The 21,188-nt window shown below is 65.6% G+C and carries 14 protein-coding genes and 1 pseudogene; 4 read left to right on the top strand and 11 right to left on the bottom strand.

Translation table 11 applies throughout. The annotated features are described in order from the left end of the window. Positions 1-96 precede the first annotated feature (96 nt). The 4 genes from ASE91_RS09375 to ASE91_RS09360 all read right to left on the bottom strand — a co-directional run bounded on the left by ASE91_RS09375 (position 97) and on the right by ASE91_RS09360 (position 4,778). Positions 97-1,347 carry an arsenic transporter gene (locus ASE91_RS09375; RefSeq protein ID WP_056625401.1) on the bottom strand — a complete coding sequence of 417 codons (1,251 nt, stop codon included), beginning with the start codon at positions 1,345-1,347 and terminating at the stop codon, positions 97-99. A 40-nt stretch (positions 1,348-1,387) separates the two neighbouring features. Further along, positions 1,388-2,638: an MFS transporter gene (locus ASE91_RS09370; protein WP_056625398.1), complete on the bottom strand. Its 1,251-nt coding sequence runs from the start codon at positions 2,636-2,638 to the stop codon at positions 1,388-1,390. 428 nt (positions 2,639-3,066) lie between these two features. After that, complete coding sequence (locus ASE91_RS09365; protein WP_056625395.1) at positions 3,067-3,879, bottom strand: transglutaminase-like domain-containing protein; 813 nt, start codon at positions 3,877-3,879, stop codon at positions 3,067-3,069. Then, positions 3,873-4,778, bottom strand: coding sequence for a transglutaminase family protein (locus ASE91_RS09360; RefSeq protein WP_235530399.1), 906 nt, complete (start codon positions 4,776-4,778; stop codon positions 3,873-3,875). Before ASE91_RS09360 ends, ASE91_RS09365 begins: the two co-directional genes overlap by 7 nt. A gap of 17 nt (positions 4,779-4,795) precedes the next feature. Here ASE91_RS09360 and ASE91_RS09355 point away from each other — a divergent pair, with 17 nt between their 5' ends. After that, positions 4,796-5,593, top strand: a complete 798-nt coding sequence (locus ASE91_RS09355; RefSeq protein WP_056625391.1) for an N-formylglutamate amidohydrolase — start codon at positions 4,796-4,798, stop codon at positions 5,591-5,593. Positions 5,594-5,646: 53 nt separating this feature from the next. Here the strand turns inward: ASE91_RS09355 and ASE91_RS09350 are convergent, their stop codons facing one another. Both ASE91_RS09350 and ASE91_RS09345 read right to left on the bottom strand, forming a co-directional pair. Further along, positions 5,647-6,798 carry an ROK family transcriptional regulator gene (locus ASE91_RS09350; RefSeq protein WP_056625388.1) on the bottom strand — a complete coding sequence of 384 codons (1,152 nt, stop codon included), beginning with the start codon at positions 6,796-6,798 and terminating at the stop codon, positions 5,647-5,649. Between the two features lie 49 nt (positions 6,799-6,847). Then, entirely contained in the window at positions 6,848-7,705 is an 858-nt protein-coding gene (locus ASE91_RS09345; protein ID WP_056625386.1) for a DUF6528 family protein, read from the bottom strand. 111 nt (positions 7,706-7,816) lie between these two features. Between ASE91_RS09345 and ASE91_RS09340 the strand changes: the two genes are divergently transcribed. Both ASE91_RS09340 and ASE91_RS09335 read left to right on the top strand, forming a co-directional pair. Continuing rightward, positions 7,817-10,375, top strand: coding sequence for a TonB-dependent receptor (locus ASE91_RS09340; RefSeq protein WP_082453935.1), 2,559 nt, complete (start codon positions 7,817-7,819; stop codon positions 10,373-10,375). Next, positions 10,372-11,250: a phosphodiester glycosidase family protein gene (locus ASE91_RS09335; RefSeq protein ID WP_056625382.1), complete on the top strand. Its 879-nt coding sequence runs from the start codon at positions 10,372-10,374 to the stop codon at positions 11,248-11,250. Before ASE91_RS09340 ends, ASE91_RS09335 begins: the two co-directional genes overlap by 4 nt. A gap of 70 nt (positions 11,251-11,320) precedes the next feature. Here ASE91_RS09335 and ASE91_RS09330 read toward each other — a convergent pair whose 3' ends face one another. The 4 genes from ASE91_RS09330 to ASE91_RS09315 form a co-directional block, all read right to left on the bottom strand. Next, on the bottom strand, positions 11,321-14,545 hold the full coding sequence (locus ASE91_RS09330) for a glycoside hydrolase family 2 TIM barrel-domain containing protein (protein WP_056625379.1): 3,225 nt from the start codon (positions 14,543-14,545) through the stop codon (positions 11,321-11,323). 41 nt (positions 14,546-14,586) lie between these two features. Beyond that, positions 14,587-16,110, bottom strand: coding sequence for a tryptophan halogenase family protein (locus ASE91_RS09325; protein WP_268795955.1), 1,524 nt, complete (start codon positions 16,108-16,110; stop codon positions 14,587-14,589). Continuing rightward, positions 16,107-16,820: a DUF6445 family protein gene (locus ASE91_RS09320; protein WP_056625373.1), complete on the bottom strand. Its 714-nt coding sequence runs from the start codon at positions 16,818-16,820 to the stop codon at positions 16,107-16,109. Before ASE91_RS09320 ends, ASE91_RS09325 begins: the two co-directional genes overlap by 4 nt. Before the next feature lie 102 nt (positions 16,821-16,922). Beyond that, complete coding sequence (locus ASE91_RS09315; protein WP_235530397.1) at positions 16,923-19,736, bottom strand: TonB-dependent receptor; 2,814 nt, start codon at positions 19,734-19,736, stop codon at positions 16,923-16,925. Between the two features lie 140 nt (positions 19,737-19,876). On the opposite strand from ASE91_RS09315, the gene ASE91_RS09310 reads away from it, so the two are divergent. Continuing rightward, entirely contained in the window at positions 19,877-20,596 is a 720-nt protein-coding gene (locus tag ASE91_RS09310) for a FadR/GntR family transcriptional regulator (protein WP_056625368.1), read from the top strand. A gap of 268 nt (positions 20,597-20,864) precedes the next feature. On the opposite strand, the pseudogene ASE91_RS20595 reads toward ASE91_RS09310, so the two are convergent. Next, positions 20,865-21,094 (bottom strand): annotated as a pseudogene (locus ASE91_RS20595) (integrase core domain-containing protein); the annotation flags it as partial. Positions 21,095-21,188: the final 94 nt, after the last annotated feature.

The following is a 21,188-nucleotide window of genomic DNA, read 5'->3' as shown; positions in this document are numbered from 1 at the left end:
CCCTTATTAATTAACAAATTTGCTATTGTTTAAGGGGGGCGTTGTCAATGCAGGAACGCTGGCGTCCCGCCAGTCCGCACCGTATCGCTTGCGTCGCTATCCCAGCAGGATCCGCGTACCCAGCGCGGCGAACAATGCCAGCGGCATCGCCACCGCACCGATTTTCAGGAAGCGCCAGAAGCCGACATCCTCGCCTTCGCGCCGGATCGCCTGCAACCACAGGATCGTCGCCAGACTGCCGGTGATCGACAGATTGGGGCCGAGGTCGACCCCGATCAGCAGCGCATCGACCACCAGTCGCGGCGGCTGTGCCTGTGCGACGGCGGTGCTGGCGACCAGCCCGGCGGGCAGGTTGTTCATCAGGTTCGATGCGAAGGCGAGGATCGTACCCGACGCCGCGGCCGCCGGCACCGGATCGGCCGAAGCGCTACGCAGCGCGGCGGCGACCTGTCCGATCACCCCGGTCAGGTCCAGTGCCTCGACCAGCACGAACAGCCCGGCGACCAGCGGCAGGACGCTCCACGACATGTCGCGCAGCAGCGCGACCGGCGAATTGCGCGCGATGGCGCACACCACCAAAGTCGTGACGATCCCGGCGATCGCGGTCGGCAATCCCAGTTCGATGTCGAGCGCCGACACCACCAGCAGCACCGCCGCCGTGGCGACGATCCCGACGAACGCCGCCTTGCCACCGGCGGTCAGCGGCGCGCGCTCGACCATGCTGGTGCACGTTCCCGCCAGCCGGTCGCGCTCCAGCCAGCGCAGGACGAGGAACGTCACCCCGATCGCCGCCAGCGAGGGCAGGGCGAACGACGCGAACCACTGCCCCAGCGGCGGCATCCGGCCCCCGTACAGCACGAGATTGGCGGGATTGGAGATCGGCAGGACGAAGCTGGCGGCATTGGCGATCAGCGCGCAGGCGAACAACAGGGGCAGGGGATCGGCCTTCGCCTTCTTCGCGGCGGCATAGACCGCCGGGGTCAGCACGACGGCGGTCGCATCGTTCGACAGGAAGGTGGTAGTGACGATGCCGGTGACATAGACCAGCGCGAACAGCCGCGTGGTCGATCCACGCGCATGGATCGCAGCGGTCGCCGCCACCCAGTCGAACAGCCCTTCGGCCCGCGCGACTTCGCTGAGCATCATCATCCCGATCAGGAACAGATAGACGTCGCCGCCCTTCGCCACCGCCGTCAGCGCCGCCGATACCGGGATCAGGCCGAGCGCCAGCAGCAGCGCAGCCCCGGCCAGTGCCCATATCGCCTCTGGCCAGCGGAACGGCCGCGCGATCACCGCTGCGGTCGCGGCGGCGCAAATTCCCCATGTCGCCCCGGTCGCGAGGATCACCGGTGGCGTCCGTTCTTGTCGGGGCCGCGCGGCGGGCGCGTCATTTGTGCGTCTCGGGCATCGCGGTCAGGTACAGGATAAAGCCGATGGCCGCGATCGCCGCCAGTGTCAGGAAGCCGGCGCTGTATCCGGCCCAGACGATGATCGATCCGGCCAGCGTCGCCGACAGCGCCGCACCAAGGCCGAAGACGCTCGACACCGCGCCCTGACTGACGTTGAAGCGGCCCGACCCCTTGGTCAGATCGGCGACGATCACCGGGAACAACGCGCCGAAAATGCCCGCCCCGATCCCGTCGAGCGCCTGTACCCCGACCAGCCACCACGGATCGTTCGACACGGTATAGAGCGCGCCCCGGATCGCGAGGAAGCCGAACGCGATCAGGAACATCGGCTTGGTCCCCCAGCGTTCGGTGTTGCGCCCGACGACGATCGCGACCGGTACCATCACCAGCTGGGCCGCGACGATGCACGCGGCGGTGAGCGAGGTCGCCTTGTCGGTTCCGACCGTGCGGCCGAGCAACTGACTGACCGAGGTCAGCATCGCCGCATTGGCAAGGTGGAAGGTGAAGGCGGCGAGCGCGAAGATCATCAGCGGGCGGTTTTCGACCAGCGTCTTCCATCCGCTCGGCTCTTCGCAACCCTCTTCGGGTTCGCAGTCGAGACCGCGGGCGACGGCGTTGTCGATATCGTCGTTGTTCAGGCGGGCGGATACCACGACGCTGGCGACGGTCAGCGCCGCCATCAGCCAGAAGACGACGACCGGCCCGAACGACCATGCCAGCACCCCCGCCAGCCCGGCCGACACCGCGTTGCCGGCATGGTTGAACGCTTCGTTGCGACCGACGCGTTTGGCGAACAGCTTCGGCCCGACCAGCCCCAGCGTGATCGCGGAAATCGCGGGGGCGAAGACCGCGCCGGCTGCGGCGGCGATCGACTGGGTGATCGTTACCATCGTGAAGCCCGATACGATCGGTAACGACAGGCTGCTGGCGGTCACCAGCAGCGCGGCGACGATGACGATGCGCGGCTTGTTCTTCGCCCGGTCGATCAGCCCGCCTGCCGGCGTCTGCGACAACAGGCCGACGATGCCGGCGATGGTCAGAACCAGCCCGACCGTCGCCTCGTTCCAGCCATGCGACGGCCCGCGCACCACCAGAAGATAGATGGCGAGATACGGCCCCAGCCCGTCGCGCACGTCCGCCAGAAAGAAGTTGAGCGCGTCGAGCGTGCCGGCGGGCGTCTTGGCGGGCGGGGTGCGCGCCGCGCCGGAGGGGGAAATCGCGGTTGCCATGGCCTCTATTTCCCGTCGTTCCTACGCGCAAACAGGCGACCGACGCGCCACGCAGCGCGCCGGTCGTGCTACCCCAACCGGGTCTACGCATCGCGAGACTTCCTGCGTCTGGTTCGGAAGGAACCGTTGGCGGCAGGCGAGTAGAGCGATGGTCAACAACCATTTGGTTCGCGCCTAATCGAGCAGCATGGCGCATCAGTTCCGATGCAATATAGAAATAATGTTAAATGAACCGGTCGATGTACGTCGGGGGATGGTTGTCGTCAGCAACTTCAAATTGTTTAGGCAGTAAAGTTACGTGGGATGCTAGATACGGCTTCCATTGGAAGGCTTATTTTATTCAGTTGTCGCGTTCGATCAGTGATCCAGTGCGCCAGATAATAGACAACTAGCTGATATCACGCCGCTGCGTCTTGATTCACGGATCGTCAAATCGCGGCGACCTCGTCGGTATGGACTTCGAAACGGGTCAGCGTTGTCTGCCCGAAGACCGTGGTCAGCGCGGTATCGGTGGCGTCGCGGCCACGCGCCATCAGAATGCGGCCGATGCGTGGGTGTTTGTGGCGGGCGTCGAACGTGTGCCATTCGCCGCCGAGATACACATCGAACCATGCCGAGAAATCCATCGCGGCATCGACCGGCGGTATCCCGATATCCCCCAGATATCCGGTGCAGTAGCGCGCCGGGATGTTCATGCAGCGGCAAAGTGTGATCGCCAGATGCGCGAAATCGCGACAGACGCCCTGCTGTTCCTGGTGGGCGTCCCACGCGGTCTTGGTGGGGCGGGCATGATGATAGCCAAATTCGACATGGTCGTGCGTGAACGCCACGATCGCTTCCACGCGCCCCCATCCCGGCGGGACATGCCCGAACAACGACCATGCCGTTTCCGACATGCGGTCGGTTTCGCAGTAGCGACTGCCGAGCAGATAGACGAGGACGCCGTGGGGCAGGTCCGCGATGTCGTGCTGGATCGCGTCCGGCGACTGGATGTCGGGCTCGCCGCTGTCCTCGATGACGAAGTCGCAGCTGAGCGTCAGGCCGCCGGGGGGCACGCTCACCCGGGTGCAGATGTTGCCAAAGGCGTCGACATAGTCGTGGAGCGCAACATCCGGCACGGTGGTGATACGATGCGGGGTCCGCAGATCCTGATGGCGCGAGGGATGCACGCTCAGCATCGCCATCATCGGCGTCGCTGTGTCGGCGGAGAAACTGATGTCGTAACCGGCGCGGATCAGCATCGAACGGCCTCCATATTGTCGGCGGGGATGGGAACGTCGCGCGAGGGAGACGGGTCCACCGTGATATCGACCGAAACCTGCATGTCGAGGAAACTGCCGGGAAAACCATCGAAGGTGCCGGAGATCGGTACCGCCTGGTAGATGTCGCGGGCGATCGCGACGCGGATCAGTCCGGCGCTGCCGACGATGCCGTTGGTCGGATCGAACTCCACCCATCCCGATCCGGGCAGGTAGACGCGCACCCACGCATGGGTGTTGCCGCCGCCGATCCGGGTGTCACGCGTTCCCGACGGGCTGTAAACATAGCCAGAGACGAAGCGCGCCGCGAAGCCAAGCGCGCGGACCGCCTCGATCATCAGGATGGCATAATCGCGGCACGTGCCCTTGCGGCGGCGCAGCGTCTCGATCGGGGTCTGCGTGCCCTTTTCCGCGCGGGACTGATAGGTGAATTCGCGGCGGATCGCGGTCGTCATCGCCGTCAGCAGCGCCAGCGTGTCGGTGACGCCCCCCGGATTCAGGAACCGCCGCGCCCAGCTGTCGACCTCGCGCTGCGGGTCGAGATGCTGTCGCTCGATCGAACGGAGCAGGTCGGGCATATCCTCCGACGAATAGGTAAAGGGATAGCTGCGCGCATATTCCTCGATATCGACGTGCTGGACGTCGCCCGGTTCGTGACGGACGCGCACGTTGCTGGTGAAGCACAGCCGGCTCGCGCGCCCTTCGAACGTCGCGATCGCGACGGCATTGCCGAAGACGTCCTGCAACCAGCGAACCTCGGCAGGCGCGGGATCGATCGTCAGCGTCGCTTCGAGCAGATGCTGATCGAAACTCTCCCGCGGACGGACCATGATTCGGTGCTCGCCGAACGCCACCGGCTGCTTGTACAGATAGGTCGTCACGTGCGAGAGATTCACGAATGGCATCAAACAGTAATCCCCGCATCGAGGCTTCGTTGCTGATCGATTCCGACCCTTCGCCGGTGGTGACCGTCAATCCCGGGGGCCGATCGCCGTTTCTTGTCATCGGCGATCACGCCGGCAATGTCATCCCCTTGTCATTGGGAATGATGGAAATCGATTCTCGCGACCTGTGCCGCCACATCGCGTGGGACATCGGCGTCGCCGGTCTCGGCCTTGCGCTGGCCGAACGGCTCGACGCCGTCTTTATCCGCCAGACCTATTCGCGTCTCGTGGTCGATTGCAATCGCGCGCCCGGTTCCGCCGATGCGATGCCGGCGGTAAGCGACGGAACGATCGTGCCGGCGAACGCCGCGCTCACCCCCGAGGACCGCACCGCCCGGATCGATGCGATCCATGCGCCCTATCATCGCGCAATCGCGGACGAGCTGGCGCGGCGCGATCGGGAAGGGCAGGCGAGCATCTTGGTCGCGCTGCACAGCTTTACCCCCGCCATGTCCGGGGGGCCGGCACGGCCGTGGCACGCCGGCATCCTCCACGATGGCGGCGATCCGTCGTTCGCCCTCGCCCTGCTCGCGTCGCTGCGGCGCGAGGCCGACCTCGTCGTCGGGGATAACGAGCCGTATCGGATGGATCAGGTCGACTATACGCTCCCGCTGCACGCCTATCCGCTGCGCCGCCGATATGCCGAGATCGAGATCCGGCAGGATCTTCTGGCCGACCAGCAGGGCCAGCAGCGGTGGGCTTCGATATTGGAACGATGTCTGCTGGCGGGATCGGCGACGGAGGAAGGGTGATGCGTTGCCGGCGGCTCGCTCCCGATTGATCCGGGAGGCGATCCGGGGGCCGGTTACTGAAAGAATGCGGCTCGGGTCGGGAGCATCGCGGCACCGATCGCGGCCGCATCGCTGCCGATGGAGGAAGGCACCAGACGCGGCATGGGGCGGTGATGGCCCCGCCGGGTCGGGTTGGTGATGTCGATCTTCGCGATCATGCGTTCGGCGAGGCTTGCGGGTAGCCGGCCGCCCAACACGATCATCTCCGGATCGAGCGCGGCGAAGATCGCCGATACGACGAGGTCCAGGGACGGCATGCAGCGATCGACCCACGCGTCCACCTCGGGCGCTGCCAAGTCGAGATCGCGCAGCATTGTCCGCAATCCGTCAAAGGCCATGCCGTGATCGGCGAGGTGACGGCGCAGATTCTCCAGATTCGGCTGATACCATCCCGTCGGCAGGACCGATCCGAACTCGCCGGCATTACCGTGCGCCCCGCGCAACGGCGCGCCGCGCGCCACGACGCCGCCGCCGAATCCCGCCGCGAAGTACAGATACGCAAAGTCCGGACAGGTCCGCCCCGCGCCCAGCATCGCTTCGCCGACCGCCGCGACGTTGCCGTCATTGTCGACCCAGACCGGACCGCCCAACGCGTCGGCCAGCAGCGTGTCGAGCGGCCGCAGCGCCCATGAATCGAGCGAGGCGGGCGGATTGACCCTTGCGCCGTCCCCGATGAAATAGCCGGTGACACCGACGCCGATTCCCAGCCGGCGCGCCGGATCGAGCCCCGCTTCGGCGACGGCCCCGTCGATCAGGGTCGCGATCTGTCGGGTGCCTGCATCGAAATCGTCGCGCTCCATCGGGACCGATGCCCGCGCGCGGACTGTGCCGGTAAAATCCACCACGACCAGCGTTACCGCGTCGGTCATCACCGACACGCCGATCGAAAAGGCGGCGTCGGGGTTCAGGCGCAGCGGCGCACCGGGCTTGCCCCGGCCCGCGACTTCCGGTGCGCCCGCCAGTACCAGCCCACGTTCGATCAGCGGTTCGATCAGCCGTCCCACCGAATGGGGCGCGAGGGCGGTGACGCGGGCAAGCTCGGCACGGGAAGCCGCGCCACGCCGCGACAGCAGCGCAAGGACGACCCGTTCGTTGGCGGTCGCGGTACGCTGACCATCGGCGCGCAGGAAGCGGGGGTGAAAGGCACCGGCATAACCGTCGTTCATCAGGTTGTTGCGCCGTGTGGGAGCCGGCTTGTCAAGCCTGTCTGCAGACCTATCGTATCCAGCGGACCTTGTAGAGATGGATGCCGTCGAGCGCGATGCGGCGGCGGTCGCGACCGTCCGGCGTCATCACCGTAAAGCCGTTCGCCCACCACTTCTCCTCGGCTTGCACCCATGCGACGCGGTCGGCCGTCGCGCTTATCGACTTCACCCGCAGCGCGGGGTTGAGCGGCGCATAGGGGACGAAACTGCCGTTCTCGGGATCGAACCGCCACGCGCCATCGTCCGTCGTGACATAATAGCGCCCGTCTTCGCCCGGCGACAGGTCGTGGCCGTCGCGCCGCCCCGGCAGCGTCCAGCGCGCGGTTTCGACCAGTTGCGACGTGCGCCCCTGACCGGTCAGCCGGAACGACTGGATTAGATCGTGCGACAAGGCGAACAGCCGATGCCGCTTCGCATCCCACACCGTGCCATGCCCCGATGGCAGCGGCAGATCCTGCACCACCTGCTCGCTATGCCGTCGGTCATATAGCTGCAACCGGTCGCCCTCGGTCGAAATCGACAGCGCGATGGCGATCCGCCCGCCCGGCAGCAGGTCCGCCGAATGCGCCATCGGCACCCGCGCCCGGAACAGAACCCGTCCGCTGGCACGATCGATCAGCACCGCGCCGCCGGTCGATGCGGTGACGAGGATCGCGCGGTTGCGGTCTACCGGCTTGCATTCGTCGATATGGGCCATCAGCCGCGTCCGATATTCCGCCGGCAGGTCGCGGGCATCGCGGGCAGTCCATCGCCAGACCTCGACCGGGCCATCGGGGGTGATTCGCACCTCGCGCACCTGATCGTCCCCGCACGCATAGGCTGTCGGACCGGACGACATCGCCAAGGAAAGTGCCAGCAGTGTCAACATCCTATCGCTCCCTGCACGGTTCCACGCCCGACCGGTGTCGTCACGTCACCTATATGTCACGTATAGTCATTAAATGGCATTCGTGTTTCAGAAAACAGGGGGGTTTCGACGATGGTACGCTTTGGAAAGACGTGGCGGGTAATGTTGCTGGCCGGTGCGGTGATGCCGGTTTCGGCGCTGGCGCAGGAGGTGCCGTCCGACACCGCCAGCGAGGATATCGTCGTCACCGGCTATGCCCGCCAGAATATGCAGGCCATCGCCGCCAAGCGGGACAACGACCGGATCGGCGAATTCCTCGCCAGCGACGAGATCGGTCAGCAGCCCGATTACAACATTTCCGACAGCTTCCGCCGCCTGCCCGGCGTCACCACCGTGTTCGACGAGGATGAAGGCCGCTATGTCGGCATCCGGGGCATGAACCCGAACTTCACCGTCGGTACGCTCGACGGCGCGGTGCTGGCCACTGCCGAGCGGCAGAACCGGCAGCTCAACATGGAGGCGATCCCGACGACCGCCGTCTCCGCGCTGGAGGTCATCAAGTCGCGCACGCCTGACGTCGAGGGCAATGCGATCGGCGGCATCGTCAATCTGCGCAGCCGATCGGCGTTCGATCGCGGTATCCGTACGTTCGTCGGCAATGCGTTCATCGGCCTGTCGGACAGCCGCGCCGTCCCCGGCAAGGGCTTCAACCGGCCGACCGACGACGGCGTGAACTATCGCGCCGATGCGACGCTCGCGACCCGGTTCGGGGTCGACGACACCTGGGGGTTCGTGCTGACCGGTGCCTATAGCCGCAAGCGGCGCGATCAGGAGCGATTGAACCCCACCGGCTATACGCAGGTGAACGGCGTCACCGTCGCCAGCGGGATCATCTCGGCGGGCTATCCCAACACCGTCGACCGCTATGGCGGAACCGCCAAGCTCGAATGGCGTCCCGATCCGCGCGTGCAGGCCGAGGTGTCGGGCACGTTCTTCCAGCAGTCCGACAACGAATTGCGCCATCAGCAGCAGCTGACGCGCGGGACCGTCGATACCGTCCGCACCACCGGCGGCACCGCGCGCGTCAACACCGCTGGCGGCTTCCTGCGCTTCAACGACTTCCCGCTCGAAAAGCCGCTCTATGTCGCGCAGGGCCGGGTGAAGTGGACCGGCGACGACGGCCACCATGCCGCACTGCGCGGCAGCTGGTCGCGCGCCATTTTTCTCGAAGCGTCGAACCAGATGCAGTTCAATCTGCCGACCAGCGCCGCCAACGCCTATACCCAGACGATGGCCGATGGCGTGCCGATCGCGGTGCTCGACAATCCGGCGACCTTCACCAATCCGGCCAATTACACCTTCGCCTCCTACACCCCCTATCGCGATCGTTCGCTCGACCTGGTGCGCGAGGGGCAGTTCGACTGGGGGTATCGCGATACCGCGCAGGATCGCGGCTTCGGCATCGGTGCGGGGCTGAAATACCGTGCCGCGACGCGCGATTTCGACACGCAGCAGGCGGTCTGGAGCGGAGCGACCGGTACCAGCCTGACCGCCGCCAATTTCGTGCTGCCCGACCGCTGGTCGCCGCCGTACACCGGTGGGCAGAGCCGGCCGCAGCCATTGCTCGATTTCACCGCGTTCCAGCGCTATTTCAGCCAGAACCCGACCGCCTTCACGCTGAATACCGCACAGACGACGCTCAACGCGCGGCGGTCGGACTATATCGTCGGTGAAAAGGTGATGGCGAGCTATGTCCTGCTGCGTCACACCGGCGATCGCCATACCCTGATCACCGGTGTGCGCTATGAGGATACCGAGACGACGATCGACGGCTTCCGCGTCGCCGGCAACACGCTGACCCCGCTGACGCGCGGCGCGAATTATGGCAGCTGGCTGCCGTCCGCGACCTTCAACTACGAACTGACCGATCCGCTCAAGCTGCGGCTCGGCTATTACAAGGCGATCGGGCGGCCCAGCCCCAGCGACCTTGGCACCAACGAAACGCTGAACCAGACGACGTTGGTCCTCACGCGCGGCAACCCCGACCTGCGGCCGCGGGTGGCGCAGAATTTCGATGCCAGCCTCGAATATTACATGCCGCGCGATGCCGGCCTCATATCGCTGGCGACCTTCTACAAGGATATTCGCGACGACATCTATTCGCAGGCGGCCGGGACGACCGTGATCGACGGCACCACCTATCAGGTTACCCAGCCACAGAACCTTGCCGGATCACGCGTGTTCGGGGTCGAGGGTGCGCTGGTCGTCAACAAGCTGCGCTTCCTGCCCGGACCGCTGGCCGATTTCGGCGTGTCGCTCAACGCCACCTATCTGAACGGCAAGTCGCGTTTCCCGGCCGGAGGCAGCTTCAATCGGCTGACCCAGCAGCCGGAGTTCCAAGGCAATGCCGCGCTGTTCTACCAGCGCGACTGGTTGCAGGCGCGGGCGAGCTACGCGCATATCGGCCGGCAATATACCTCGATCAGCCCGACCGCGCCGCTCACCAACCGCTATGACCAGCCGTTCGACCAGCTCGACCTCCAGACGCGGATGACGTTCGGCGCGATCCAGATCATCGGCGAGGTCCGCAACGCCACCGATGCCCATCGCGAGAATTTCGACGGGTTCGGCACGCGCGACCAGAATTTCTTCGGCCGCCAGTTCTGGCTGGGCGCGGCGGTAAAGCTGTGAGCGTCTGGCACGGCCTCCTCGCGGCGGTGACGGCGTGGCAGGCCGCTGCCGCGCCGTCGGCGGACAGGCCGTTGTTCGACGGTGTTACCTATCGTCAGGAACGACGCGTCGATGCCGACGAACCGGTGGTGGTACATATCGTCACGCTCGACCTGACGCGTCCCGGCGTCCGGTTGGGGGTAACGCCGCCCGACCGGTCGCGCGGCATGGAGTATGTCGCACACATTGTCCGCGACGACCTGATCGTCAACCGCGCGCAGGTGGCGGTCAACGCCAGCTATTTCCTGCCCTTCTTTGGCGGATCGCCCAAGGGGGACGATTATTACCCCCATGACGGCGAGCCGGTGTCGGTATCGGGTGCGGCGATCGGTGGCGGGCGGGTCGCTTCGCCGGTCGAAATCGATCAGGACCTGCGCGTATCGGCGATCCTGTGCCTTGGCCGCGGCACCGACATCCGTGCCGGGCAGCGGTGTCCGGCGGGCACGCGCGATGCCATCGCCGCCGGGCCGCATCTGTTGCAGGGCGGGCAGGCCGTTCCGCTCCACCGCGCGCTGATGGCCGAGGGCGGAAAAGGTCCGCGCACGGCCATCGGCCTGTCGGCGGATCGGCGGCGGGCGTGGATCGTCGTCGTGGACGGTCGGCAAAAGGGGTACAGCATGGGCGCGGACAATGCGGCGCTGGTCGCACTGTTTCGCGACTTGGGCGCAAGCGATGCGATGAGCTTCGACGGTGGCGGCTCCTCGACGCTTGCTGTCGCCGAGGGGAAGGGCGCGGTCGTTCTCAACCGCCCGATCCATACCGGCATCGCTGGCCGCGAACGGCCGGTGGCGAACGCGCTGCTGGTCTTCGCCCCGCCGGTATCCGTTCGCCAATAGGAAGGGATATCCGCGAACGGCCGCGCCCCCCGGTGACGGCACGCGCGCCGTCACCGGGGGGCGCGTCGGATCATTCCTCGCCCGTCGCGCTGGCGGGGCGGGCCTTGTCGGGGGTGGTGCCGGTGCCGGCAAACGGCGTCAGGCGGAACGTGACGCGGGTGGGACCGGTGCCGGTGCGGTACTGGGGCAGCGGCTTGCCGAACTCGCTCCACTGCGTATCGCCACCGACGCCCCATTGCGCGGCATCCACCAGCAACGTGACCTGTCCGTGCGGCACGACGTCGGTCGACTTCCACGTTCCCGGTGCGTGGCGATCGAGGTCGGCATAGGGGAAGGCGAGCGCGTTCATCATCAGCGGTCGGTCACCCTGTACGCGCAGCCCGCGTCCCGCGCCCGACAGCTCCATCCAGCGCACGTCGACCTTGTTGCCGGTTTCCTGCGGACGGATGAAGTCGTGATTCTGTTCGGCGATGCGCCCGCGCCACAGCCCGATCGGGGCCGATCCCTTGCGGTCGACATAGCTTTCGTGGGGACCGCGGCCATACCATTCGACGTCGGTGACGTCGGTCGGCAGGGCAAGGGCCAGCCCGACGCGGAACGGTGGCGGCAAGTCGGCCCTGATCGGGGTCAGCGTTCCGTCGACCGCGACCGATCCGTCGGCGGCCATCGTGTAGCGCGTGTCGAACCGCGCCGCGCCGTCGCCGAGGCTATAGCCGACCGTCACGGTTCCGGCGGCACGATCGGCGCGGATCGCGGTGACAGTGCGCGCGTCGCTCATCGCCTTCCACATCGCCAGCTGCTTTTCGGTGCCGATGCCGATGTCGTTGTCGGTTACCGCGCGCCAGAAATGCGGGACGCCGCCTGTCGCAAGGACCCGGCCGTCCTTGGCGTAGCGGCGGATCAGGCCGGTCTTTCGGTCGATCTCCAGCGTGGTCGCGCCGGCGGCGAGGACGAAGGCGTCGCCGCTCTGGCGCAGCGTCACGGCCCCGCTGCCCGCGGCAGGGGCGACGGTTGGCGTTCCGGCCAGTGCGAACTGTTCGAATCCAACCAGCGTACCGCCGGGCACCAGCGGTACGGCGTCCGCCTTCGTCCGGACGTGGACCGTCACGAAATATTCAGCGTCCGCTCGGCGCTGTACGGTGGCCAGCGGCAGGGTGACGGTTTCCGCCCGACGCGCGCCGGTCGTCAGCGGGGGCAGGGCACCGGCGGCGACCGGCACGCCGTTTTCCAGCACTTCCCAGTCGAACGCGAAGCCCGACAGGTCGCGGAAATCATGCCGGTTGCGCACCGTCAGCCGTCCGGTCGCCGGATCGAAGCCGTCGAACTGGACGGGCGAATAGACCTTGCGCAGCTCGTAGAGTTGCGGATTGGGCGTCCGGTCGGATTGCAGCAATCCGTCGCCGAATTCGATCTCGCCGCCCGGATTGGGACCATATTCGCCGCCATCGCCCCAGTAACGGCGGCCATCGCTGGTATAGCGGTACATCGACTGGTCGACCCAGTCCCAGGCAAACCCGCCCTGCAGCTTGTTGGGATAGGCGTAGATCGTGTCCCAATATTCCTGCAGGTTGCCGCCTGACTGGCCCATCATGTGCGCATATTCGCACTGGATCAGCGGCTGCCGGAAATTCCAGTTCTTCGCATAATCCGCCATCTTGATCGCCGGGTCGTACATCGGGGCATAGATGTCGGCATACCAGTTGGGTCGGTGGTCATGGATGCCGTCCCACGTACCCCAGCCGAGGTAGCTGACGAGACGGCCGGGATCGCGCGCCTTCGCGGCCGCTGCCGCCGCCTCGAAATTGGGGCCGATGCCTGCCTCGTTCCCCAGCGACCAGAAAATGATCGATGGATGGTTCTTGTCGCGTTCGACCATGTTGGCGACGCGATCGACATGCGCGGCGCGCCACGCGGGATCGAAGCCGATCTGCAACCGGGCGCGCTCATCGGGGTGCTTGTTCGCGTAATCCATGTACGCGTGGCTTTCGATATTCGCCTCGTCCATCACATACAGGCCGTAGCGATCGGCCAGTTCGTAGAGATACGGATCGTTGGGATAGTGCGACGTCCGAACCGCATTGATATTGTTGCGCTTCATCAGCTGGATGTCGTGTTCCATCGATGCGCGGCTGACGACGTGGAAGGTTTCGGGATCGTGTTCGTGACGGTTGACGCCGCGGATCGTGATCGGTTTTCCGTTCACCGAAACGAGACCGTTCCTGAGCTCGATGGTACGAAAGCCGATGCGGCTGGCGGTCGATTGCAGCACGGTGCCCTGCGCGTCGGCCAGTTCGACGATCAGGGTGTAGAGATCGGGCGTCTCGGCGGTCCATGGCCGTACGCCCGGCACCGATCCGGTCAGCGTCACCACCCGCTCCGCCGTGCCGGCGGGCACGCCAACGCGTCCCTCGGCGATCGTGCGGTCGCCGTCACGCAGCATGTAGCGCGCCGTCGTCGCTGCGCCGGGCGTCACCGCCAGGTCGACCGCGAGCGTGCCGTCGCGATAGGCGGCGTCGAGACCGGCATGGACGAAGACGTCGCGCACACGGGTTTTCGGCGCGGCCATCAGATAGACTTCGCGCTCGATCCCCGACACGCGCCAGAAATCCTGATCCTCCAGATAGCTGCCGTCCGCCCAGCGGATGACCTGGATCGCGACGGTGTTGCGCCCCGGCGTGACGAAGCGGGTGACGTCGAACTCGCTCGGGAGCTTCGAGTCCTCGGCATAGCCGACCTTCTGCCCGTTGACCCAGACGTAATAGGCCGCGCCCGCCGCCCCGATGTGCAGCACCACGTCGTCGCCGCTCCACCCTGCCGGCAGCGCCACGTCGCGTCGATAGGAACCGACCGGGTTGGTCGCGTGCGGGATCAGCGGGCGATTGGCGGGAAAGGGATAGGTGATGTTGTTGTAGCGCGCCTGGTCATAGCCTTCGGTCTGCCACATCGCCGGCACCTTGATGCTCTTCCACCCCGACACGTCGTAATCGGGGCGTTCGAACCCCGTCGGCACGTCGGTGGTGTTGGGCGAGAAGGCGAATTTCCATTCGCCGTTCAGCGACAGGAAGCGTGCGGACTTCGTGCGGTCCCCCGCCAGCGCCTTTGCGCGGTTTTCGAACGGAAAACCGGTCGCGCGCGCCGGCATCCGCCCGACATAATTCACGGAAGGATTCTCCCAGTCGGGACGGGCAGGATCGACCTGCACCGGATCGACGCGGGGGGCGTCGCTCTGCGCCGATGCGATCCCCGCGACGGTCATCGCCACGACGGCAACGCCGATCCTGAACATGGTACGCATCCGCTTCTCCCTATTTACCGATTCTTGTCGAATATCGAGTGTCACCCGCGCCGGCCACCGGCGGCGCAATGGCGGGCGATGAAGGCGTCGTGCGCCGGCATCTGTGCAGCCGCAGCGGCGACGACCGCGCCGATCCGCTGCAACCGCGCGGCGGCGGCGTCCAGCGGCAGGGCATCGGCCAACGGATCATGCGTCGATGCGCCCAGGCCCTGACCGTCCATCACCGCCAGCCAGCTCGTCTTCGTGAACAGCTCATCGCCCTCGCGGTAGACGCGGCCGGTGCGGGCATAGATGGCAAGCCGTTCGGCCAGCGTCTCCGGGATCGGGCGTTCGGCCTGGTCACGCCAATAGCCGGTGTCGCGCCGGTCGCTGGCGTGGAAATGCAGGATCACGAAATCGCGGACCTGATCGAATTCGGCAGCCATCAACCGGTTGTACCGCGCGGTATCGGCCGGATCGCAGGCGCGCGTCGGCAGCATTTCCAGCAACCGCGCGATGCCCGCCTGAACGAGGTGGATCGAGGTGGATTCGAGCGGTTCGAGGAACCCGCCGGACAGGCCGAGCGCCACGCAATTGCCGACCCAGAACCGGTCGCGTCGCCCGGTACGGAACCGCAGGGGGCGGGGATCGGCCAGTGCCGGTCCGTCGAGATTGGCGAGCAGGGTGGCCGCCGCCTCGTCATCGGACACATACTGGCTGGAATAGACATAGCCGTTGCCGGTGCGATGCTGCAGCGGGATGCGCCACTGCCACCCAGCGGCACGCGCGGTGGAGCGGGTGAAGGGGCAGGGTGGGCCGGCATTGGCAGAGGGGACGGCGACCGCGCGATCGTTGGGCAGCCAGTGGCTCCAATCCTCGAACCCGGCATTCATCGCCCCTTCGATCAGCAGGGCGCGAAAGCCCGAACAGTCGATGAAGAAATCCGCATCGATCCGCCGGCCATCGGCCAGCACGACGGCGTCGATAAACCCGCCGGCACCGTCCCGGGCAACATCGACGATCCGCCCTTCGATCCGCACGACGCCGGCCGCTTCGGCGCGGGTACGCAGGAACCGGGCGTAGAGGCCGGCGTCGAAGTGAAACGCATATCCGATCTGGGCGAGCGGGGTATTGCCGGGCTGTGGCCGCTGGAACCGCCCGGCGTGTGCGGCAGCGGCACAGATCGAATAGTCGGCGAGCGGCCCGGCCTGTCCGGCGGCGCGCAGCCGTCGCCATGTCGACTCGAACGGGACCGCGCCGGCATCGATGCCATACACGCCGAACGGATGGAAATAGCGATGGCCGACCCGGCCCCAGTCGTGGAAATCGATACCGAGCTTGAACGTGCCCTGCGTCGCGCGGACGAAGTCGTCCTCGTCGATGCCGAGCATCGCGTTGAAGGCCTGGATCGGCGGGATCGTCGCTTCCCCGACGCCGATCGTGCCGATCTCCTCGGATTCGATCAGGGTGATGGTCGGGCCGTGCGGTCCCAGCAGACGCGACAGCGCGGCAGCGGCCATCCAGCCGGCGGTGCCGCCGCCGACGATCGCGATCCGGCGCAGCGGGCCATCGGCACGGACGCTCACGCCGCGATCCGGCATTGCAGGAACAGATTGCCGGTCAGCCGGCCGCGCCGCGGATCGGCGGCATCGGCGGGCAGCGCGGTGATCGCCCCCGAATGAAGCAGCGCCGCGCGGTAGAGGATCAGGCGGTCGGGCACCGCATCGACCGTGTCGATCACCTCGAACGGGCCATCGCTGCCATCGGCATAGGCGGCGGGCACATCGGCGATCTGCGCGTCGAGGGCGGCGCGAAAGGTCGCCAAGCGCTCCGCGTCGATCGTCTCGAACCCGGTGGTGCGGTGGCGAAAGAAATGGGTGCCGTCGCCATTGGCCGACGACAGGAAATGGACGGTCGCGAATTGCAACCGGTCGGCGGAATCGACATGCGGCACGCGCTGGTCGGGGCTGAGCGCGTCGGGGGCGAGCGTGACGAGCGAGAAATTGCCGCGGGCGCGGGCCGGCCGGACCGGGACACCGGTGAAATGCGCCGCGATCAGCGGCAGGACGAGGCGGACCATGGCGTCGACATAGGCCGTCGGCGCTGGCCCGAGCAGACCGGGATAGAAGCTGCCGACCTCCGTCGCCGGCGCGAAGCGCGATCGTGTCGCCGCGAAATCGACCAATGCGTCGCGCTGTCCGGTCGCACGGTCGATGACGACCACCGGTTCGCGTTCGCGACCGACATGGCGGACGGTGATGGTGGGCGGGGCGACGGCGATCGGGGCGGACGACATGACATATCCGATAGCGCAAAAAGGGTCGGCGTGGCGAACCACGCCGACAGGGGAGGGAACGTCCGGGCGACGGGACGAGCGGTTCGTCCCGCCGCCTTGTCCTTAGTAGGTCGCGCGGAGCGACAGGCCGAAGCGACGATCGTTCAACTGATACTGAAGCGGCTGCGCCTCGGTCTGGATGTAGGTGACGTTCATCCGGTTGTTCAGGTTCACGACGTCGGCCGACACCGCGATGTGTTCGTTCAGGTTGACGCTGATCGACGCATCGAGCGAGGCATAGGGCTTGGCATATTGCGCATAGCCGTTGGCGCCGCTGCCCGTCGTCGTATCGAGATAGTTCGACCGCCAGCTCCACGCGACGCGAGCCGTGACCGGACCCTTTTCGTACAGGCCGATCAGATTGTAGCTATGCTTCGACAGCTTTTCGAGCGGCAGTTCCGGCGGCAGGTTCGAGTTGGCCACGCCGGTGGGGTTCGAGACGCTGGAGTCCACATAGGTGTAGTTCGCCTGGACACCTAATCCGCTCAACATCCCCGGCAGGAAGTCGAAGAACTGCTGATACGCGATTTCCGCGCCCTTCACCGTGCCGTTGCCCGCATTCACCTGCGTGCTGACAAGGTAACGCCGACCCTGATACGTCTGTTCATAGAAGCCGGGTGCAAGGAAGCCGTCGACCTTCTTGTAGAACAGGCCACCGGTCAGCGACCCCGCCCGCGCGAAGTACCATTCCGCCGTCACGTCGAAATTGTTCGAGGTGATCGGGCTAAGGCGCGGGTTGCCCGCACTGGCGCTCGCCCGGCCCTGCGTATCGAGCTGGTTCGGGTTGTTCAGCGTGAGGTTCGTCGAGAGCTGATCGAAGTTGGCGCGTGCCAACCCCTTCGAGTAGGCGAAGCGCATCTGGAACTGATCGGTTATCCGCGCGCGCAGGTTCACGCTGGGCAACGCCTTGGTATAGCTGTTGCCCGCCGAGAACGGCGTGGTGACGACGCTGGTCACGCCATTGTTGACGACGGTCGCGAACGCAGCGCCTTCGGACGTCGTGTCGGTCTTGATCAGGCGGATGCCTACGCCGCCATCGATGCGGATACCGCCTGCGTCGAACGCATAATCGGCCACTGCCCAGGCGGTGTAGGTTTTCTCGGTCTGCTGGTTGAGATCGCCGGGCGTGAAGGCATCCTTGGTCCTCGCGCCGAGCAGGGCGTACAGTGCCTTGGTCTGTGCCCAGACGCCGTCGCCCGCGGGGAAAGCAGGGTAAAGCAGGCCGCCCGTCACCGACTTACCGTCGAACCAGTTCTTGGACGGACCGGGCATCGAAAGCTGCGGGTTGCGGGAAAGCGGGATCAGCGGCGTACCGGCCGGAGCCGAGCACGACGCATCCGGTCCCAGCGCGGTGACGCAGAGGCCGTTCCACGTCCCGCGCAAATCGATGCTGTTGTCCGCATACCGCCCGCCAGCGCGCAGCTTCTGCAGGAAACCGCCTTCGACGTCATATTCGATGTCGTAGGCGAGCGCGAGCGTGTCGGCATCATTGCGCTGCAACGAGTCGGCGATGAACGGCGTGGTATAGTTTGCCGATGTGTTGAGCAGCGCGGGGTTGGTCACATTCCAGCGCGGGTATTTGCCGCGCAGATCGAAGATGACGCCCGTTGCATTCGGCGTGGTCAGCGACGTCTGCCCGCTCCGGGTATAGAGCGATATGACGTGGCCGTTCCGGTCGGCGTTGTAATAGGACTTCAGATACTGGACGTCGAAATTGACCTTTGCCCGCTCCGTCGCCTGCCAGCCGACGTTGAAGGTATAGTTCTGGCTGGCGCTCCACAGTTCCTGATCGAAACGGCCGGTTTCAAACGTCTGCGGGGCGATGGTGCCGCTGGTCGCATAGCCTTCGTCGTTGAACGTGAAGGGGGCACCGGGCAGGGCGCGTGCAGCGTAGAAGGTTTGCACGCCGTTGACGAACGTGTCCGAGATATTGTTCGCGTCGTAGTAGTAAGCGCCCGTGCGGTTGAACCAGTATTTGGTCCCCTGATATTGGGCGGTGACCAGCACGTCGTCATTGGCCTGCCACTGCACCGCAGCGGCGACACCCAGGCGCTTGCGGTCGCCGCTGTCGTCATAGACTTCGAAGCCATAGGGAATCTTCGCATTGGTCGGCGCACCGGTGATCGTCCCGGGCTGGGCATTGCCGAACGGACCGGCCAGCAGGCCGTCCTGCCGATACTGGCTCTTTGAATATACCGCGTTCAGCAGCAACCCAATCTCGCCGATGCCGGTGTCGTAGCGATTGCTGTACAACCCCGAGATCGAGCCGCCGAATTTGTCGACGCGATCGTAATAGTTGCCGCGCGCGGTCATCGAGATGACCTGACCCGCCGTGTCGAACGGCTTGCGGGTGCGCAGGTTGACCGCGCCGCCGACGCCGCCCTCGATGATCTCGGCAGGCGCGTTCTTGTAGACGTCGACGCCCGAAAGCAGTTCGGGTGGAATCCCTTCGAGATCGAACGCACGGCCGCCCGAAGCGGAGTAGACCGCACGGCCGTCGAGCAGGTTCTGCGTCTGCGTCAGGCCACGCACCGCGATGGCGGGCGAGGTGCGGTGATCGAAATCGGTGGCACCTTCGCCGTAGCGGCGCTGGATCTGGACGCCGGTGATGCGTTGCAGGGCTTCCGTCGTGTTCACGTCGGGAAGCTTGCCGATGTCCTGCGCGCTGATCGAGTCCACGATCTGGTTGGAATTCTGCTTGATCGCCTGCGCCGTGCCGAGGCTGGCGCGCACGCCGGTGACGACAATATCCTGCCCATCACCCGCGGTCGTATCGGCGGTAGTCTCGGCTGCCGACTGCGCCGACGCCGCGGCAGCGAACCCGCCGGCGGTCATCAACGAAACGCTCGCCAAAAGGGCGTGCCTGAAGGTCTTCATATACCTCTCCCCATATCTGACCCTGAATCGAGCCTTGTCTGACATATTAACGTATAAGATTTTTCTGACAATACGGAATCGCACGGCTCGACGCAGCTTTGCCTTCGCGGCTATGCTGAAAAAAATCGGGAGAGGGGGCAATGGCTCTGCGCAACGGCGGACAGCCGGCGAACGTTGTATTGGCACGCCGTATGGGCGTGGCGATCGTCACCGGCCGCCACGAGCCGGGCAGTTATCTGCCTGGTGAAATCGACCTCGCTGAGGGTTTCAGCGTATCGCGCAGTGTCATCCGCGAGTCGCTGCGAATGCTGGCTGCCAAGGGCCTGGTCGAAAGCCGGCCCAAGGCGGGGACCCGCGTTCGTGAACGACAGGAATGGAACCTGCTCGATCCAGAACTGCTTGGCTGGATGTTTGAGGGTGAGCCTCCGTCGTTGGCGTTCGTGCGCAGTCTGTTCCAGCTTCGTATGATCGTAGAGCCGGCGGCGGCGGAATTGGCGGCGGTTTCCCGTACGGCGCGCCAATTGACACGGATGGGGCATGCACTTGAGGAGATGGCGCGGCTTGGCCTTGACAGCGAGGCAGGGCAGGCGGCCGATCAGAGTTTTCATGCCATCATCCTTGAGGCCACCGGCAACGAATTGCTGGTCAGCCTGTCAGGGAGCATTGCGGCGGCGGTGCGGTGGACCACGCTTTTCAAATACCGTGCCGGCACGCCGCGCGACCCCGTAATGGAGCATCAGGCACTGTTCGAAATGATCGCGCGCAGCGACGGCGCGGGGGCGCGTACAGCAACCAAATTGCTCGTCGATCTTGCTCGACAGGATACCGAACGTGCCATGGCAATATGTCTGTCAAATTAGGAGTAAAGAAATCATTGCCTAGGTATTCATTACGGTTTCGCACCGAAATAACTACTTTGTCAGACAAGAAATTAACAAGATATTGGGACGTTCGCTTCCCCTGTCGTCAAACGGCAACCAAAACTGCCCAATATTGCTAACCATGAGCGCGGGTGAGACAACGGGCTGGATCAAGCCCGTCCGTTGCCGTTTAAGGCCGGCAACCATGCGGTCAAGGTAACGTACGCAGGCGACGAACGTGGCCTTTCGGTCCCTACGCGGCAGGAATCGAGCGAGCCTGACCGATGGCGAAGAACAGCGTCTCGTTGAGCAGTTCGTCGCACATGCGACCGTCGAAGCTCTCGACGAACCCGTTCGACGCCGGCTCGCCCGGCATGATATCATGCCACTGGACATCCGCATCGTCCAACCGGGCCAGTACTGGATTCGAGGGGATAGGGGTGCCATTGTAGCTGACGATCACCTCGGCTTGTCACGCTTGGCGATCAGATCGGTCAACTAGCGATACCGCCTGCTCGTGCGGTGCGCCCTGAGCTGCTGCCGGTTCCGTGGACACCGAGATAAGGTGTTTTTGGAACCGGAGGATGGAGAT

This window comes from Sphingomonas sp. Leaf62 (genome assembly GCF_001421915.1).
Taxonomy (GTDB): domain Bacteria; phylum Pseudomonadota; class Alphaproteobacteria; order Sphingomonadales; family Sphingomonadaceae; genus Sphingomonas.
This window is presented reverse-complemented; position numbering and strand designations above follow the sequence as displayed.

Bases quoted from the DNA above. Each gene is read 5' to 3' on its own strand.
- ASE91_RS09370 (WP_056625398.1), bottom strand. From the start codon at position 2,638: ATGGCAACCGCGATTTCCCCCTCCGGCGCGGCGCGCACCCCGCCCGCC.
- ASE91_RS09365 (WP_056625395.1), bottom strand. From the start codon at position 3,879: ATGCTGATCCGCGCCGGTTACGACATCAGTTTCTCCGCCGACACAGCG.
- ASE91_RS09355 (WP_056625391.1), top strand. From the start codon at position 4,796: ATGGCATCAAACAGTAATCCCCGCATCGAGGCTTCGTTGCTGATCGAT.
- ASE91_RS09350 (WP_056625388.1), bottom strand. From the start codon at position 6,798: ATGAACGACGGTTATGCCGGTGCCTTTCACCCCCGCTTCCTGCGCGCC.
- ASE91_RS09345 (WP_056625386.1), bottom strand. From the start codon at position 7,705: ATGTTGACACTGCTGGCACTTTCCTTGGCGATGTCGTCCGGTCCGACA.
- ASE91_RS09340 (WP_082453935.1), top strand. From the start codon at position 7,817: ATGGTACGCTTTGGAAAGACGTGGCGGGTAATGTTGCTGGCCGGTGCG.
- ASE91_RS09330 (WP_056625379.1), bottom strand. From the start codon at position 14,545: ATGCGTACCATGTTCAGGATCGGCGTTGCCGTCGTGGCGATGACCGTC.
- ASE91_RS09320 (WP_056625373.1), bottom strand. From the start codon at position 16,820: ATGTCGTCCGCCCCGATCGCCGTCGCCCCGCCCACCATCACCGTCCGC.
- ASE91_RS09315 (WP_235530397.1), bottom strand. From the start codon at position 19,736: ATGAAGACCTTCAGGCACGCCCTTTTGGCGAGCGTTTCGTTGATGACC.
- ASE91_RS09310 (WP_056625368.1), top strand. From the start codon at position 19,877: ATGGCTCTGCGCAACGGCGGACAGCCGGCGAACGTTGTATTGGCACGC.